14 protein-coding genes, 1 other RNA gene and 1 pseudogene are annotated in these 16080 nt (G+C 72.3%); 7 read left to right on the plus strand and 9 right to left on the minus strand.

Annotated features, from left to right (window positions below; translation table 11 throughout):
* The first annotated feature begins 110 nt into the window (after nucleotides 1-110).
* Together G9272_RS14110 and G9272_RS45915 are read left to right on the plus strand one after the other, a co-directional pair.
* A complete protein-coding gene (locus tag G9272_RS14110) occupies nucleotides 111-1559 on the plus strand; it encodes an amino acid permease (RefSeq protein WP_171396914.1) in 1449 nt (482 codons plus the stop codon).
* Nucleotides 1560-1789: 230 nt separating this feature from the next.
* Entirely contained in the window at nucleotides 1790-1918 is a 129-nt protein-coding gene (locus tag G9272_RS45915) for a hypothetical protein (protein WP_301272130.1), read from the plus strand.
* A gap of 48 nt (nucleotides 1919-1966) precedes the next feature.
* On the opposite strand, the gene rnpB is transcribed toward G9272_RS45915, so the two are convergent.
* The 3 genes and pseudogenes from rnpB to G9272_RS14125 form a co-directional block, all read right to left on the minus strand.
* An RNA gene (gene rnpB, locus G9272_RS14115) (RNase P RNA component class A) lies at nucleotides 1967-2368 on the minus strand.
* A 115-nt stretch (nucleotides 2369-2483) separates the two neighbouring features.
* Nucleotides 2484-3263: pseudogene (locus G9272_RS46175) on the minus strand (DMT family transporter); the annotation flags it as partial.
* A 25-nt stretch (nucleotides 3264-3288) separates the two neighbouring features.
* Entirely contained in the window at nucleotides 3289-4110 is an 822-nt protein-coding gene (locus G9272_RS14125) for a helix-turn-helix domain-containing protein (protein WP_171396915.1), read from the minus strand.
* Between the two features lie 197 nt (nucleotides 4111-4307).
* Here G9272_RS14125 and yaaA point away from each other — a divergent pair, with 197 nt between their 5' ends.
* Together yaaA and eda are read left to right on the plus strand one after the other, a co-directional pair.
* On the plus strand, nucleotides 4308-5099 hold the full coding sequence (gene yaaA, locus G9272_RS14130; RefSeq protein WP_171396916.1) for a peroxide stress protein YaaA: 792 nt from the start codon (nucleotides 4308-4310) through the stop codon (nucleotides 5097-5099).
* A gap of 82 nt (nucleotides 5100-5181) precedes the next feature.
* Nucleotides 5182-5844, plus strand: coding sequence for a bifunctional 4-hydroxy-2-oxoglutarate aldolase/2-dehydro-3-deoxy-phosphogluconate aldolase (gene eda, locus G9272_RS14135; protein WP_171396917.1), 663 nt, complete (start codon nucleotides 5182-5184; stop codon nucleotides 5842-5844).
* Here eda and G9272_RS14140 read toward each other — a convergent pair.
* The 3 genes from G9272_RS14140 to G9272_RS14150 form a co-directional block, all read right to left on the minus strand.
* Nucleotides 5816-7198, minus strand: coding sequence for a bifunctional RNase H/acid phosphatase (locus G9272_RS14140; protein ID WP_171396918.1), 1383 nt, complete (start codon nucleotides 7196-7198; stop codon nucleotides 5816-5818). The two genes, eda and G9272_RS14140, sit on opposite strands and share 29 nt — an antisense overlap.
* Nucleotides 7199-7308: 110 nt before the next feature.
* Nucleotides 7309-8052, minus strand: coding sequence for a zinc ribbon domain-containing protein (locus G9272_RS46180; protein WP_171401977.1), 744 nt, complete (start codon nucleotides 8050-8052; stop codon nucleotides 7309-7311).
* A complete protein-coding gene (locus tag G9272_RS14150) occupies nucleotides 8049-8924 on the minus strand; it encodes a Nif3-like dinuclear metal center hexameric protein (protein ID WP_171396919.1) in 876 nt (291 codons plus the stop codon). The genes G9272_RS46180 and G9272_RS14150 overlap by 4 nt, the downstream gene beginning before the upstream one ends.
* A 508-nt stretch (nucleotides 8925-9432) precedes the next feature.
* Between G9272_RS14150 and G9272_RS14155 the strand changes: the two genes are divergently transcribed.
* Together G9272_RS14155 and G9272_RS14160 are read left to right on the plus strand one after the other, a co-directional pair.
* On the plus strand, nucleotides 9433-10704 hold the full coding sequence (locus G9272_RS14155; RefSeq protein WP_437184365.1) for a hypothetical protein: 1272 nt from the start codon (nucleotides 9433-9435) through the stop codon (nucleotides 10702-10704).
* A 97-nt stretch (nucleotides 10705-10801) separates the two neighbouring features.
* Nucleotides 10802-10996, plus strand: coding sequence for a hypothetical protein (locus G9272_RS14160; RefSeq protein WP_171396921.1), 195 nt, complete (start codon nucleotides 10802-10804; stop codon nucleotides 10994-10996).
* 95 nt (nucleotides 10997-11091) lie between these two features.
* On the opposite strand, the gene G9272_RS14165 is transcribed toward G9272_RS14160, so the two are convergent.
* The 3 genes from G9272_RS14165 to G9272_RS14175 are packed head-to-tail and all read right to left on the minus strand — an operon-like array spanning nucleotide 11092 to nucleotide 14036.
* Nucleotides 11092-12039, minus strand: a complete 948-nt coding sequence (locus G9272_RS14165) for a 3-oxoacyl-ACP reductase (RefSeq protein WP_171396922.1) — start codon at nucleotides 12037-12039, stop codon at nucleotides 11092-11094.
* A 15-nt stretch (nucleotides 12040-12054) separates the two neighbouring features.
* Nucleotides 12055-13131, minus strand: coding sequence for a Zn-dependent alcohol dehydrogenase (locus tag G9272_RS14170; RefSeq protein WP_171396923.1), 1077 nt, complete (start codon nucleotides 13129-13131; stop codon nucleotides 12055-12057).
* A 47-nt stretch (nucleotides 13132-13178) separates the two neighbouring features.
* Nucleotides 13179-14036 (minus strand): MaoC/PaaZ C-terminal domain-containing protein, encoded by an 858-nt coding sequence (locus G9272_RS14175; protein ID WP_171396924.1) that lies wholly within the window; start codon nucleotides 14034-14036, stop codon nucleotides 13179-13181.
* 333 nt (nucleotides 14037-14369) lie between these two features.
* Here G9272_RS14175 and G9272_RS14180 point away from each other — a divergent pair, with 333 nt between their 5' ends.
* On the plus strand, nucleotides 14370-16067 hold the full coding sequence (locus tag G9272_RS14180; RefSeq protein WP_437184271.1) for a sensor histidine kinase: 1698 nt from the start codon (nucleotides 14370-14372) through the stop codon (nucleotides 16065-16067).
* Nucleotides 16068-16080: the final 13 nt, after the last annotated feature.

Below are 16080 nucleotides of genomic sequence, written 5' to 3' on the forward strand. Positions count from 1 at the left end.
CTGCACGAAAAATAGAGCAAGGTGAACACTTAAACAAGTCTTGTTCTTTTCGATCGTACTGAACTAATTTCCAGACACCCCTGGTCCGCACTCCCTCCATGGATGTCGAGATGACCACAACCGTCCCCAAAACCCCTCCCGCCGAGTCCGGCGAGTCCGGCGAGTCCGGCGGCCTCCAGGCCGGACTGAAAAACCGCCACCTGTCGATGATCGCGATCGGCGGCGTCATCGGCGCCGGCCTGTTCGTCGGCTCCGGCTCCGGCATCGCCGCCGCCGGTCCCGGCATCCTCGTCTCGTACGCCCTCGTCGGCGTCCTCGTCGTCCTCGTGATGCGGATGCTCGGCGAGATGGCCGCGGCCAACCCCACCTCCGGTTCGTTCTCCGCCTACGCGGACCGCGCGCTGGGTCGGTGGGCCGGCTTCACCATCGGCTGGCTGTACTGGTTCTTCTGGGTCGTGGTGCTCGCCGTCGAGGCGACCGCCGGGGCCAAGATCCTGGCCGGCTGGATCCCCGCGGTGCCCCAATGGGGCTGGGCCCTGATCGTCATGATCGTCCTCACCGCCACCAACCTGGTCTCGGTCAGCTCCTACGGCGAGTTCGAGTTCTGGTTCGCCGGCATCAAGGTCGTCGCCATCGCCGCGTTCATCGTGATCGGCGGCCTCGCGCTCTTCGGGCTGCTGCCCGGCTCCGACCATCCGGCGAGCGGCTTCTCCAACCTCACCGCACACGGCGGCTTCCTACCGAACGGGCCCGGCGCGATCCTCACCGGCGTCCTGATGGTCGTCTTCTCCTTCATGGGCAGCGAGATCGTCACCCTGGCGGCGGGCGAGACCGCCGACCCGCGGGCCGCCGTCACCAAGGCCACCAACAGTGTGATCTGGCGGATCGCGGTGTTCTACCTCGGCTCGATCCTGGTCGTGGTGTCACTGCTGCGCTGGGACGACCCGAACATCCTCAAGGACGGCTCGTACGTCGCCGCCCTGAGCTCCATCGGCATCCCGCACGCCGCGCAGATCATGAACACCATCGTGCTGACCTCGGTGCTGTCCTGTCTCAACTCCGGCCTGTACACGGCCTCCCGCATGGCCTTCTCGCTCGGCCGGCGCAGCGACGCCCCGGCCGCCTTCGGGCGGGCCACGGACCGCGGTGTGCCGCGCGCGGCCATCCTCGCCTCGGTGGCCTTCGGCTTCGTCGCCGTCGCCTTCAACTACCTGTGGCCGGACACCGTCTTCCAGTTCCTGCTCAACGCCTCCGGCGCGATCGCCCTGTTCGTCTGGCTGGTGATCTGCTTCTCTCAGCTGCGGATGCGCAAGATCATCCAGCGGGAGTCGCCGGAGAAGCTGGTCGTCCGGATGTGGCTCTACCCCTACCTCACCTGGGCGACCATCGCCCTCATCACCTTCGTCCTCGGCTACATGCTGACCGACACGGCCGACGGCGGCGGCCGCGACCAGGTGATCCTGTCCACGGCGGTGGCCATCGCCGTGGTGGTCTTCGCGGTACTCCGCGGACGGCTGTCCGGCAGGAACAAGACCCAGGACACGGTTCCCCTGTCCTGAGGATTTCGGGCGGGACGGTCCGGACCGACGACGGTCCGGACCGTCCCGCGGGAAACCGCGGTAAGCATGCGCATGACTCCGCCGACTCCTTCGCGGCCGACTGCCACTGGTACGAACCCCAGGCGGCCGCCGAGGCCGACACGGCACTGACCAGGTGGTTCCACCCGGACACCGCACCGCACGCCGAGACACTCACCGACCTCAACCTGCTCGCGTTCGCCCTGACCCGGATGAAGCGGACCAAGGACGCGACCCCGGTGTTCCACCGCATCGGCCGCCACATGACCAGCCAACCGTGGGACCTCGTCCCCGACGCGGTGAGGACGCTCCAGTACTGGCAGGAACGGGCGCGGGACTGAGCCGCCGCCCCGGGACCGTTTCCCCGGGGCGAAGCCGCGGAGTGGCGGCAGACGAGTCGGGCTGTACGCCGGGTTCTGTCGCCCGGCTGCCTCGCGGCGGCCGGGGAGACGGCCATCCATCTAGGGCCGGCGTTGCCGCCGGCCTCGTGCGGTCTACCCGCGGACTCGGGCGGGCAGCCCTCGGACGTCCGCGCAGAAACACCGGGGTGTTTCCTTTTGACCTTGCTCCAGGTGGGGTTTACCTAGCTGCCCAGGTCACCCTGGGCACTGGTGGTCTCTTACACCACCGTTTCACCCTTACCGAGGACCGAGGTCCCCGGCGGTCTGTTTTCTGTGGCACTGTCCCGCGGGTCACCCCGGGTGGCCGTTAGCCATCACCTTGCCCTGTGGAGCCCGGACGTTCCTCGGGAAGTCCCGTGAGGGACTCCACGCGGCCGTCCGCCCGGCTCGTCTGCCGTGTCGACCATGCTACCGGGCGCGCGTCGCTCTTCGGGCCCGAGGCCGTCGCCAGGACCGAGCCCGCCAGGATCAGGGTGAAGGCGGCCACGATCGTCGCCGTCAGGGGTTCGTCGAGGAACAGGGCGCCCGCCGCCACCGCGACGGCCGGGTTGACGTAGGTGATGACCGTGGCGCGGGTGGGCCCCGCCTCCTTGATCAGCTCCATGAAGGCGACGAAGGCGACCGCCGTGCAGATGACGCCCAGGCCCGCGAGGGCCGCCAGCACGGACGGGGCGGGCAGCTCCGAGGGCCGGGTCACGGCCGCGGCCGGCGCGTAGACCAGGGCGGCCAGGGCCAGGCAGGGGGCCGTGAGGTGGAGGGACGGGACCTCCTTGAGGTGACGGGCGGCTATGAGGGGCGCCGTCGCGTAGCCGAGGACCGTCAGCAGGACCTCGGCCAGGGAGCGGGCGTCGCCGCCCGTGAGGTGCGGGACGGTGAGGACCCCGACCCCGGCCAGGCCCAGCGCCAGGCCCGTCACCCGCCGCACGCCCAGCGTCTCCGTGTCGCCGAAGAAGCGGGAGAGGGTCACTCCGACGATCGGGACGCCCGCGATCAGCAGGCCCGCCGTGGAGCTCGACAGGTGGCGTTCCGCGTCGGTGAGGGTGAACCAGGGGCCGATGATCTCGATGACCGCGAAGGCCAGCATGGGCTTCCAGTGCGCCCGTACCGTCCGCGTCAGGCCCCGTTGCCGTAGCGCGAAGGGGAGCAGGAGGGCTGCGCCCAGCGCGCATCGGGTGAACACGACCATGGACGGGGAGAGGTCCTCCACCGCCACTTTGATCATCAGGTAGGGGATGCCCCACACCACTCCCATCAGGGAGAACAGGAACCAGCCGCGTGCAGTCATACGGGGAGTGTCGGCCGGACCCAGGTCAGGTGTCTTGAACGCTGTTGCGGTACGCCGCCGGGGTCACGCCCAGCACCCGGCGGAACCAGCGGGTGAGGTGGGCCTGGTCCGCGAAGCCGACGAGGCCGGCGACCTCCGCGGGACGCAGCCCGGACTCCAGCAGGCCGCGGGCCCGGGCCACCCGGTACTGGGCCAGCCAGGCGTAGGGCGGCATGCCGGTCGTCGTACGGAAGGCGCGCAGCAGTTGGTAGCGGGACAGTCCCAGGTCGGCGGCGAGGTCGGCCAGGGAGGGCGGGGCGAGGAGTTCGTCGGCGAGACGGGTGCGGACGGCGTGGGTGAGGTGTTCGGCGCCGGGGATCGTGTCGCACACCGGCCGGGCCGTGGAGTGGCGTCGGGCGAGGGCCGTCAGCAGCCACGGGAAGCGGGACTCGGCCTCCAGGGGGTCGGGGCAGGCGGCCAGTTCCGTGTGCGCCCGTCGCAGGGCGGCGGCCAGCTCCGGGTCGTCGAGGAGGGGCTCACGGAAGTGCGGCACACCGCCGAGGGTGCCCTCGGCGAGGAGGGCGGGGCCGGCGTACAGGGCGCGGTAGGCGTAGCCGTCGGTGTCGTTGCCCGGGCCGCCGGTGTGCGTCTCGCCGGGGGCCAGGACGACGATGGAGCCGGGACCGGTACGGATGTGGCCGCCTCGGTAGGCGATGATCTCCGAGCCGCCCACGCAGACGCCGACGGTGAACTCCTCGTGGGCGTGCGGGGCGTAGACGTGCCGGTCGAAGCGCGCGGTGAGCAGGTCCAGGGGCGGGCCGCAGCGCCCCAGTCGGGCTCTGGTCCACAACGCCTGTTCACGACTCACTCGCCACCCCCATGTGACCCCCGTCCGTGCCTCTACGCATGCAACGCCTGCGGACCCCGGTTCATGCCGCCGGGCGGTGCCGGGCGAGCGGACGGGCGGGCGCCGGGCAGGCGGCCGGGTAGGCGCGAACCTCGGCCGGGCCGTGTCGTGGCACGCCGTACGCTGTCGCAGCAGAGCTCTATTGAAGGAGATTTCCCGTGCTTGTCCTGCTGCCGCCCTCCGAAGGCAAGGCGTCCTCCGGGCGTGGCGCCCCGCTCAAGTCGGAGGCGCTCTCCCTGCCGGGGCTCGGCGCCGCCCGCGAGGCCGTCCTCGACGAGTTGGTCGAGCTGTGCGCGGCCGACGAGGACAAGGCGCGCGAGGTGCTCGGGCTGAGTGAGGGGCTGCGCGGCGAGGTCGCGAAGAACACGGAGCTGCGCACGGCGGGAGCCCGGCCCGCCGGGGAGATCTACACGGGCGTCCTGTACGACGCCCTCGACCTGGCCTCCCTCGACGCGGCCGCCAGGAAGCGCGCGGCCAGGTCGCTTCTCGTCTTCTCGGGGCTGTGGGGTGCCGTCCGGGTGACGGACCGGATCCCGTCCTACCGCTGCTCGATGGGTGTGAAACTGCCCGGGCTGGGGGCGCTGGGCGCGCACTGGCGTGCGCCGATGGCGTCCGTGCTGCCCGAGGCGGCCGGGAACGGGCTGGTGCTGGACCTGCGGTCGGCGGCATACGCGGCGCCCTGGAAGCCGAAGGGTGAGGTCGCGGGGCGGACGGCGAGCGTGCGGGTGCTGCACGCGCCGACCCGGAAGGTCGTCAGCCACTTCAACAAGGCGACCAAGGGGCGGATCGTACGGAGTCTGCTGACGGCGGGGATCGCCCCCGCGGGTCCCGCCGAGCTGGTGGAGGCGCTCCGGGACCTCGGATACGTGGTGGAGGAGAAGGCGCCGGCGAAGGCGAAGGCCGGGGCGGCCGCCTGGTCCCTGGATGTGCTGGTGGACGAGGTGCACTGACGCACCACCCCACCGAAGAGTGCTGTTGCAACATACGCAATGACCTTTGCGCATGCTGCGCACCGGGGGCAGGATGAGGCGCATGACCTCACCCCTGCCCTCCTCTTCGGCTGCCTCGGTACTGGATCTGGCCCCGGTCGTACCCGTGGTGGTCGTCGAGGACGCCGCCGACGCCGTACCGCTGGCGCGGGCGCTGGTGGCGGGCGGGCTGCCCGCGATCGAGGTGACCCTGCGGACGCCGGCCGCGCTCGACGCGATCCGGGAGATCTCCGGGTCGGTCCCGGAGGCGGTCGTCGGGGCCGGGACCGTGATCACACCCGAGCAGGTGACGGCGTGCGGGGAGGCCGGCGCGCGGTTCCTGGTGAGCCCCGGCTGGACGGACGCCCTGCTGACGGCGATGCGGACGTCCGGGCTGCCCTTCCTGCCCGGGGTGTCGACCACATCGGAGGTCGTGGCACTGCTGGAGCGCGGAGTGCGGGAGATGAAGTTCTTCCCGGCGCAGGCCGCGGGCGGCACGGCCTACCTCAGGTCACTGGCCGGACCGCTCCCCCAGGCCCGGTTCTGCCCGACCGGCGGAATCGGCCCGGACAACGCGCCGGAGTACCTTTCCCTGCCCAACGTCGGCTGCGTGGGCGGGAGTTGGATGATCCCGGCGGACGCGGTCGCGGCGCGGGACTGGCAGCGGATCGAGGGGCTCGCGCGGACCGCCTCACTGCTCAGGGCCGCAGGTGGGACGTGTCGTTGAACAGGCGGACACTGGCGTTGCCGTCCGCGTAGTAGGCCACCGCCGACAACGAGGCCGCCGACAGTTCCATGCGGAACAGCGACTCGGGCGGGGCGCCCAGGGCGAGCCGTACGAACGTCTTGATCGGCGTCACGTGGGTGACCAGCAGAACCGTGCGGCCCGCGTACGCCGCGGCCAGTCTGTCCCGGGTGGCCGCGATCCGGGTGGCGGTCGCCGCGAAGCTCTCGCCGCCGCCGGTCGGCTCGGCCTCCGGGTCGGCCAGCCAGGCGTTCAGGTCGTCGGGGTGACGCTCGCGGACCTCGCCGAAGGTCAGCCCCTCCCAGGCGCCGAAGTCGGTCTCGATCAGTCCGTCCTCGACGGTCACCTCGAGGCCGAGGCGGGCGGCCACGGCCCCGGCCGTCTCGCGGGTGCGGGCGAGCGGGGAGGCGAGGATGTGCTGGACGGTCCCGCGCCGGGCGAGGGCGGCGGCGACCCGCTCGGCCTGCTCCCGGCCGACGTCCGAGAGGGAGGGATCGGTGCCGCCGCTGCCGGAGAACCGCTTCTGCGGCGTGAGTGGCGTCTCGCCGTGCCGCAACAGCACGAAGGTGGCGGGCGCCCCGAGATCGGGCGCCGCCCCCCAGCCGACGGAGGGGGTGACCGCGGGCGTGACGGCGGCGGAGCCGACGGAAGAGGCCGACGCCGCAGCCGGAGCCACAGCCGGACCCGGAGCCGGGGTGGCGACCGTACGGGCGGCGCGGAGATCGGCGTCGGTATGCGTCGTCGCCTCCTCCTGCGCGGTGTCCGCGGGCGGGTCGGCGGGCGGGCGGGACCGGGCCAGGGCCTCGCGGGCCTTTGCCGCGCCCGCCGTGGCGTCGCCGGGCGGGCCGGACGGCTCGGGTGCGGCCGGGGTCACGGGGACACGGGCGTCGAGTTCGGCCCGCGACGCCCCGGCGTCCCACTGCTCGCCCCGCTTGCCCGCGTCCATCGCCTCGTTCGCCAGACGGTCGGCGTGCTTGTTCCGCTCGCGCGGCATCCACTCGTAGGTGACCTGCCCGGGCGGGAGGATCCGCGCCGCCTCGGCGGCCAGCGGCTTCATGTCGGGGTGCTTGATCTTCCAGCGGCCCGACATCTGCTCGACGACCAGCTTGGAGTCCATGCGCACCCGCACCGTGGCGGACGGGTCGAGCTCGCGGGCGGCGCGCAGGCCGGCCACCAGCCCCCGGTACTCGGCCACGTTGTTGGTGGCGACGCCGATGTACTCGGCGCGCTCGACGAGCGTCTCCCCCGTCGCCGCGTCGATCACCACGCTGCCGTAGCCCGCGGGCCCCGGGTTGCCCCGCGACCCGCCGTCGGCCTCGACGATGAACTCCCGCACGACGTACGCCCCTTACCGACTCCGACTACTGACCACTGACCACCGACTCCGATTGTCGACGGCCGATTTGCCGACTGCCGGCTGCCGGCTGCCGGTCTACCGACGGCCGACTACAGGCCGGACTCGGACGTACGCACGAGGATGCGACGGCAGTTCTCGCACCGTACGACCGTGTCGGACGGTGCCTTGCGGATCTCGGCCAGCTCGGTGATGGCGAGCTCCTGGCGGCAGCCCTGGCAGGTCCGCTGGTAGAGCTTGGCCGCGCCGACGCCACCCTGCTGCTCGCGCAGCTTCTCGTAGAGCTTGAGCAGATCGGCGGGCACGGCGGCCGCGATGACCTCGCGCTCCTTGGAGACGCTGGCGGCCTCGCTGTCGAACGCCTCCAGGGCCGCGTCCCGGCGCGCGAGGGCGTCGTCGATCTTCCCCTGGACGGAGCCGACCCGCTCGGTCAGCTCGGCGGCGCGCTCCTGCGCGCTCTCGCGGCGCTCCATGACCTCCAGGACGATGTCCTCGAGGTCGCCCTGGCGCTTGGCGAGGGAGACGATCTCCTTCTGGAGGTTCTCCAGGTCCTTGGAGGAGGTGACGGCCCCGGAGTCGAGCCGCTGCTGGTCGCGGGCGGCGCGCTGACGGACCTGGTCGACGTCCTGCTCGGCCTTGGTCTGCTCGCGGGCGGTGTCGCTCTCCTCGGTCTGCGCCGCGACAAGGAGGTCGCGCAGCTGCGTGAGGTCCTTGTTCAGCGACTCGATCTCGGCGTGCTCGGGCAGGGACCTCCGCTTGTGGGTGAGCTGCTGGAGACGGGCGTCGAGGGCCTGGACGTCGAGGAGTCGGATCTGGTCGGCGGGCGCGGCGTTCAGTTGGGGGCTCCCATTGAGCTAGAGGTGGCGTTGGACGCCGCGTGGGCCGTCCAGGGGTCGGTGACCGTACGGGAGACGTGGACCCGCAGGTCCCACCCCCGCCGGTCGGAGATCTCGTCGAGCTGGGTGGCGGCCAGCTCGCACCAGGGCCACTCGGTGGCCCAGTGCGCCGCGTCGAGCAGCGCGAGAGGTGAGTGGGCGCCGTGGGCGCGGTCCGCGATGAACTCCGACGCCGGGTGGTGGCGCAGGTCCGCGGTGAGGAAGGCGTCGACGCCGGCCGCACGGACGTGGTCGAACAGGCTGTCGCCGGAGCCGCCGCTGACGGCGACGGTCCGCACCAGCGCCTCCGGGTCCCCCGCCGCCCGGATGCCCTGCGCGGTGGCGGGCAGCCGCTCGGCGGCGCGGGCGGCGAGCTCACGGACGGTGAGCGGGTGGTCGAGCTCGCAGACGCGCCCGAGGCCGCGCCGCCCCTCGGGGTCGCTCGGATCCGGCACGAGAGGCCGTACGACCCGCAGGTCGAGCGCACCGGCGAGGGCGTCGCTCACGCCGGGATCGGCGGTGTCGGCGTTGGTGTGCGCGACGTGCAGGGCGATGTCGTTCTTGATGAGGGTGTGCACGACACGGCCCTTGAAAGTGGAGGCCGCGACGGTCGTCGTCCCGCGCAGATACAGCGGATGATGGGTGACGAGCAGATCGGCGCCGAGCTTCACGGCTTCCTCGACGATCTCCTGGACGGGATCTACGGCGAACAGGACCCGGGAGACCTCCTGCTCGGGTTCGCCCACGACCGTGCCGACCGCGTCCCAGGACTCGGCCCGCTCGGCGGGCCACAGGTTCTCCAGCGCGGCGATGACTTCAGACAGACGGGGCACGGGGAAAGGCTACCTGGCCGTCTCACCGGCACGTACCGGTGCCGCCGATGCCGTCGCGGCCACCCCGGCCGGCGACCGGGAGTGAGCGGGCGGCCGATGCACACGCCTCCCACCACCCTCAGGCGAATCGCTTCTGCACCACTCTTATGAGGGAAGAAGGCCGCCCGGCGGTCCCACGTCCGTGCGTACGAAAACTAGCTTCGTCGCCGGAGGTGACCGAACGATGACGATGCCGGCCTGTGCGATCGAGCCCACCGCTGCGGACGGGAGTGACCCCGAGGACGGCGCCGCCGAGCCCACGCCACACGCGGAGGAGCACGCGGACGAGCACGCGAGCCCCGCGATCACGGCCGATCACGCGATCACGGCGGACCGCATGATCGCGTCGGATCACGTGCCCCCTGAGGACCACGGGATCACGGAGGACCGTGGGATCACGGAGGACCGTGGGATCACGACGGACCGTGGGATCACGACGGACTACGCGATCACGGATTACCCCAGGTTCATGGGAAGCCAAGAGGCCGTTGCGGACCGCGTGCTCGTGGTCGGCCGTGAGAGCGAGGCTGACCGCGTGCTCACGGATGGCCGTGGAAGCGAGGCGGACCGCGTGATCACCGGTGGCCGTGGAAGTGACACCGACCGTGTGCTCGCGGTCGGCCGGGGAAGCGTGGCGGACTGTGTGATCACGGCCGGTGGTGCCTACGCCGCGCGGCTCGCCCGGGCCGGCGACTCCTGGTTCCCCGAGCGCTGGACCCTGGACGGCCCCGAGCCGTACGCCGTACCGCTGCCCGGCAACCAGCCGGAGGAACCCGGCACGGAGGTGCAGCCGATGGCCGACGGCCGGGTCCTGATCCGGCGGCCGATCGAGGGACGGCACACGTTCTCGCTGCTGTATCCGACCGGCCCCGCCACGGGCGAGCTGCCGCTGGGCGCCGTCGAGTGCCCGGACGAGGGCACCCGGCTGCACCTGCTCCCACCGGCCCCGTGCGGCGAACGCGCGTACGCCCTCGCCGTCGGCCCTCACACGACGACCCTGTGGCTGGTCGCGGGCGGCACCTTCGGCCCCGAGTACCTGGCCGAGATCCCCGGCCGCTGCTCGGGCGGTGTCTGGCTGGACCGCACGGGCCGCATGCTCGCACTGGACCGGGAGGTCGGCGGCCGCACGAAGACGATCGTCGTGGACCTGGAGCGCGGCGGCGAGGTGTCGCCCCTGTTGCAGATCGCCGCCGAGAGCGACGACCGCCTGCTGCTCGCCGACTCCGACAGCGGGCTGCTGCTCATCCGCTCGGACGCGCCCTCGCCGGGCGAGGCACGGCTGGGCTGGGGGGTCCTCGGCAGCACGCTGCCGGTCCGCTTCCCGGAGTCGCTGCACCCGCCGGACCTCGCTCTCACCCCCTTCGCGAGCCAGCCGGGCCAGGCGCTCCTCCCCGAGGCCTGCGCGGTGGCGCTCCGCATCGACGGCCCCTTCGGCACCTGGGTGGGCGTATGGCGTCCGGCCGATCGTCGACTGCACCAGCTTCCGGCACCTGACGGGTGGTTGGCGGGCAGTGGGCTGTGGACACCGGAGGGCGTTCTCCGGCTGCCGTACGCCACGGAGGCGGAGCCGTGCGGGGTGGCACCGCTGACGGCACCGATCACCGCACCGCCTTCGTCGGCACCGTCGACGTCGCCGTCCGAAGAGGCCACGCCACTCGAGGAACCGCCGCGGCCGGCGCCCGCCGCCGCCCGTCCGGTCCCCCTTCAGCAAGCCCCCCTCGGCCGACTTGTAACGAAGTAGCAGCGGTTGGCGTGGCCGCCTGGATCAGCCCCTCGGTGTGCCGGATAAAATCGCCCGGCTGTAAAGAAAGATCATGTTGACGGGGTGAATTCTTCCGATGAGCGACACAAGCACCAGGCAGCCGCTGGCCGCCGACTCCCAGGAGACGGCCGGACACGGCCGGCACCGGGGCCCGGTCTCGTCCCAGGACGGCGACTCGGCCCCACACGGCCGGCACCGCAAGCCGGCCGAGAGCAGGGCCGACAGCTGGGCCGGCGGTTGGGTCGAGGACAGGGCCGAGGCAACTGTCTGACGGTACGCCGTACACCGAAGGGGCTCCGGTCGTCGATGGACGACCGGAGCCCCTTCGCACGCGCATCCACCCTTGACCTACTCCTACTCCTCCACCTACGCCTGCCCCCGCCGTAGTCCCAGCACCTCCGCCGCGGCGAACGTCTCCCCCCGGGGCCGGTCCGCGAAGTGCGCGCCGAGGACGGCGTCCAGCTCCTCGTAGCCGAACACGTCCTCCTTGCTGTCGAACTTGGCTCGCACCCGAGGGCGTTCGACGACGGCGACCATGCCACCGTGCGCGACGAGCAGCTGTCCGTTGATCCGGGCGGCGGCCGGCGAGGCCAAGTAGCCGACCAGCGGGGCCACATGCTCGGGTGCGAGTGGGTCGAGTCCGCCCTCGTCCGGCTGTGCGAACCCGGCGAAGACGTCCTCCGTCATCCGGGTGCGGGCGCGCGGGCAGATGGCGTTGGCCGTGACCCCGTACTTGGCGAGCGCGAGTGCCGTGGACGTCGTCAGCCCGACGACTCCCCCTTTGGCCGCCGCGTAGTTGGGCTGCCCGGCCGAGCCCGCGAGGAACGCCTCCGAGGAGGTGTTCACGATCCGCCCGTACACCGGACCGCCCGCCGCCTTGGACCGGTCGCGCCAGTGGGCGGCGGCGAAGCGGGTCGTGTTGAAGTGCCCCTTGAGGTGGACCCGGACGACCGCGTCCCACTCCTCCTCGGCCATCGAGAAGACCATGCGGTCGCGCAGGATGCCCGCGTTGTTGACCAGCACGTCCAGTTTGCCGAACTCGCTGATCGCCAACTCGACGAGCAGACGCGCCTGTTCGAAGTCGGCGACGTCCCCGGTGTGGGCGAGCGCGGTGCCGCCGGCCGACCGGATCTCCCGCGCCACCTCCTCGGCGGGGCCGGCCGACGCCTCGCCCGACCCGTCCCGGCCGGGCTGACCGTAGTCGTTGACGACGACGGCCGCGCCCAGCCGCGCCAGCTCCAGCGCCTCGGCCCGGCCGAGTCCGCGCCCGGCGCCGGTGACGATCGCGGCCAGCCCCTCAAGTGGCAGTGCCATCCGGACGGTCACCCCTCAGATCTCTATGCACGTACGGAGCGCCGCCCCGGTACGCATCTGGTCCAGCGCCTCGTTGATCTCGGTGAGCGCCACGCGGTGGGTGATCAGGCCCGACAGGTCGATCCGGCCGGCCCGCCACAGGGCGATCGTCCGCTCGTAGGAGCGCAGGACGTCCCCGCCGCCGTACATCGAGGGCAGGATCCGCTTCTCGTCGAAGAACAGCTCGAACATGTTGAGCTGGAGGAAGTCGTCCAGGGCACCCGCGCCGACGACGACGAGGGTGCCGCCGCGCCGGGTGTTGTCGTACGCGGTGCGGGCGGTGGCGGAGCGGCCGACGACCTCGAAGACGTAGTCGAAACCCTCGCCGCCGGTGACCAGTTGCTTCGCTCCGGGCAGCTCGTCCGGTGAGACGGCCTTCGTGGCGCCGAAGTCGAGGGCGGCCTCCCGGCGCGAGGCGACCGGGTCGACGGCCACGATCTCGGCGGCGCCCTTGAGCCGCGCGCCCTGGATCGCGGAGATGCCGACGCCTCCGCAGCCGATGACGGCGACCGACGAACCGGCCTCCACCTCGGCCGTGTTGAGGGCGGCGCCCAGACCCGTGGTCACTCCGCAGCCGATGAGCGCGGCGATGTCGAAGGGGACGTCGTCGGGGATCGGGACCGCGCAGCCCGCGTCGACCACCACCTCCTCGGCGAAGGTTCCGGTGCCGGCGAAGCCGAAGACGTCTCCGCCGGGGCGGCGGAAGTTGGGTGTGCCCGCGTTCATGAACCCGGCCAGGCACAGTTCGGTCTGGCCGCGCTTGCACGCGGGACACGCCCCGCAGGCCGGCAACCAGCAGACGACGACCCGGTCTCCGGGCTTCACCCGGGTGACGCCCTCCCCCACCTCCAGGATCTCGCCCGCACCCTCGTGACCGGGCACGAAGGGCGCGGGCTGCGGCAGCACCCCGCCCATCGCGGACAGGTCCGAGTGGCACAGGCCCGTGGCCCGCACCCGGATCCTGACCCGTCCGGGGCCGAAGCCCACCGCCTCGACGTCGTCGAGAACCTCCAGCTTGTCCTGGCCGATCTCGTGCAGTACGGCTGCGCGCATGGTGCGGCTCCCCTCGGGTCCCCTCGGATGCTGGGCGGTTCTGGAGTTCAGGAGTGTTCGACGAGCGTGTCCGCCAGGACGGGCGCGTCGTCCCGTTGTACGGCGCTCACGGCCACCCGGACGGCGCCTTCACCGCGCCACACGCGGATACGCAGGGTCTCTCCCGGGAACACCACGCCGGCGAAGCGCGTGGCGTAGCCGCGCACCCGGCTCACATCGCCGTCGAGCAGCGTGTCGACGACTGCCTTGAGCGTGATGCCGTAGGTGCACAGGCCGTGCAGGATGGGCCGGTCGAATCCGGCGAGTTTCGCGAACTCCGGGTCGGCGTGCAGCGGGTTGTAGTCGCCGGAGAGGCGGTAGAGGAGGGCCTGGTCCTCGCGGACGGTCCGTTCGACCACCTTGTCGGGCGCCCCGGCGGGCGGCTCGAGCCGGGCGGAGGGGCCCCGGTCGCCGCCCCATCCGCCTTCCCCGCGGACGAAGATCTGGGCGTCGTTGGTCCACAACGGCCCGTCCGCGTCGGCGACCTCGGTGCGCATGACGAGGACGGCGGCCTTGCCCTTGTCGTAGACGGCGGCGATGCGTCCGGTGGCGGTCGCCCGGCCGGTCACCGGGATGGGGCGGTGGATCTCCAGGCGCTGGCCGCCGTGCAGGACGCGGGCGAGGTCGACCTCGACGCCGGGCATGGACAGTCCGCTGATCACGCCGGGCGAGCCGGAGCCGGCGACGGTGGCGAAGCTCGGCAGGACGTGGAGCCGGGACTCCAGCGTGTAGCGCAGTTCGTCGGGGTCGGTGGCCGGGACTCCCGCGCCGATGCCGAGGTGGTACAGCTGGACGTCCCGGCGGTCCCAGGTGATCTCGCCGGTCCGAGGTTCGGCGGCGAGCGCCTTGGCTGCGTCGATGGGCATGGAGCTCCTGATCGCTCGGATCGACAGGATCGATCGCATCGTTCAGAGACCTCGGCACGGCCGTCCGCACCGATCGGCCGCACCGAGGCCGCCACGGGGCCGCGGAACCCGCCCTGCCCAGAACGGATCTAGAACGCGTTCCAGTGCGGCGACCCCCTGTATAGCCCAGGCCCCGGAAGTTGTGAAGACACCTGACGGCATGTCAGAAACGGGTGTCGATGACATTTGTACTGCCCGACTGCGTACGTCCCGCACTGCCGCGAGGGGGCCCGGAAACGTAGCGTCGAAGACAGGCACACGACCGTGGAAGATGCAGGAACGGGGGACGGACACATGACCAGGTCATTCGAGGACCGGCGCCGCGCGGCGACCTGCCGGCGGGACGCCTGGCGCTCGGCGTTCCGTACGGCACGAGAGCACCGGCGGCACTGGAGAGCGGACAAGGAACGCTTCAAGGCCGAGTACCGCACCGCCCGCCGGGCCGGGCGGATTCCCGAGGACCCGGGTCCGCCGGCCAGCGGCTTCACGCTGCTGCCGTGGCTGCTGATGGGGATGGGCGCGTTCTCCAACCTCTTCCAGGGCGACGCCAACCCGTGGATCGGCAGCCTGGGCCTGCTGGCGTTCAACTCGCTCTACATCTACGTCGCTTTCCGCGCCTTCGTGAAGGAGGCCCGCGAGGCGACCTCCACGCGGGTGGCGCTGGTGCTGCTGGGCCTCGTGACCTGCGGACTCGCCCTCGGCTACGGCGGCAGCTGGCTGCTCTTCCTCCCGCTGTTCGGCCTCGCGACGGGCGCGGTACTGCGCGGCCCCCAGCTACGGACCATCGGTACCGCCGTCGCCGTCCTGGCGGGCGCGGTCGCCTGTGTCCGCGACGGCTGGGACGGCCTCACCATCGCCTACGCCACCTGGATATCGACGATGGTGACGGCCGCGATCCTCTCCCTCTCCGAGGCCGTACGGGAGCTGCGCGCCGCCCGTGAGGAACTCGCCCGCCGGGCGGTGGAAGAGGAGCGGCTGCGCTTCTCCCGCGATCTGCACGACCTGCTCGGCCACACCCTGTCGGTGATCGTGGTGAAGTCGGAGGCGGCCCGGCGGCTGGCACCGCGCGACATGGACGCGGCCCTCTCCCAGGTCACCGATATCGAGGCGGTGGGCCGCCAGGCGCTGACCGAGATCCGCGAGGCGGTCACCGGCTACCGCGAGGGCAGCCTGGCCGGGGAGCTGGACCGGGCCCGCTCGGCCCTGACGGCGGCGGGCGTCGAACCCTCGGTGAGCCGGTCGGGGCCGCCGCCGGATCCGAGGACCTCGGCCCTGCTCGGCTGGGTGGTGCGCGAGGCGGTCACCAACGTCGTCCGGCACAGCGACGCGAGCCACTGCGGGATCACGGTGTCGGGCACACCGGAGCGGGTCCGGCTGACGGTGACGGACGACGGCGGCAGCGACGACGGGGGAGGAATCAGCAGCGACAGCGGGGACGCGGGCGGTGACAGCTGCTGCGCACCGGGCGGCGGCACCGGCCTCACCGGCCTGCGCGAACGCCTGGCGGCGGCGGGCGGCACCCTGACGGCGGGCCCGGGACCGCGCGGCGGCTTCACGGTCACGGCGGAACTGCCGGTGGAACTCCCGATGCCACACTCGGGAACCGCCACCGACACCATTGCCGGAACCGGAACCGGAACCGGAACCGGGACCGGGACCGGGACCGGGACCATCGCAGGAACCGGAACCGACACCGGGACCATCGCAGGAACCGGAACCGACACCGGGACCACCGCCAGGACCGGGACCGACAGCCGCACCAGCACCAGCACCAGCACCAGCACCGATACCGGTGCCGCCACCGGCGACGGCACCGGCACCATCGCCAGGACCGACACCGGGACCGCCACGCCCACCGGCACCAGCACCGCCACCGAAGGGATACGGTCCCCCGCGGCAGCGCAGTCCCCCGCGGCAGCGCAGTCCGCGGACACCGTGCAGTCCGCGGACACCGTGCCGTCCGTGGCCGCCGGCCCTAACCTGGGCCCGTGACCGAGATGCCGGG

Source organism: Streptomyces asoensis, assembly GCF_013085465.1.
In the GTDB taxonomy this organism is placed as follows: Bacteria; Actinomycetota; Actinomycetes; order Streptomycetales; family Streptomycetaceae; genus Streptomyces; species Streptomyces cacaoi_A.

Excerpts from the sequence above, each read along its gene's own strand:
- G9272_RS14110 (WP_171396914.1), top strand. The coding sequence starts at position 111 with ATGACCACAACCGTCCCCAAAACCCCTCCCGCCGAGTCCGGCGAGTCC.
- G9272_RS45915 (WP_301272130.1), top strand. The coding sequence starts at position 1,790 with ATGAAGCGGACCAAGGACGCGACCCCGGTGTTCCACCGCATCGGCCGC.
- eda (WP_171396917.1), top strand. The coding sequence starts at position 5,182 with ATGACCTCACCCCTGCCCTCCTCTTCGGCTGCCTCGGTACTGGATCTG.
- G9272_RS14155 (WP_437184365.1), top strand. The coding sequence starts at position 9,433 with ATGGGAAGCCAAGAGGCCGTTGCGGACCGCGTGCTCGTGGTCGGCCGT.
- G9272_RS14160 (WP_171396921.1), top strand. The coding sequence starts at position 10,802 with ATGAGCGACACAAGCACCAGGCAGCCGCTGGCCGCCGACTCCCAGGAG.
- G9272_RS14165 (WP_171396922.1), bottom strand. The coding sequence starts at position 12,039 with ATGGCACTGCCACTTGAGGGGCTGGCCGCGATCGTCACCGGCGCCGGG.
- G9272_RS14170 (WP_171396923.1), bottom strand. The coding sequence starts at position 13,131 with ATGCGCGCAGCCGTACTGCACGAGATCGGCCAGGACAAGCTGGAGGTT.
- G9272_RS14175 (WP_171396924.1), bottom strand. The coding sequence starts at position 14,036 with ATGCCCATCGACGCAGCCAAGGCGCTCGCCGCCGAACCTCGGACCGGC.
- G9272_RS14180 (WP_437184271.1), top strand. The coding sequence starts at position 14,370 with ATGACCAGGTCATTCGAGGACCGGCGCCGCGCGGCGACCTGCCGGCGG.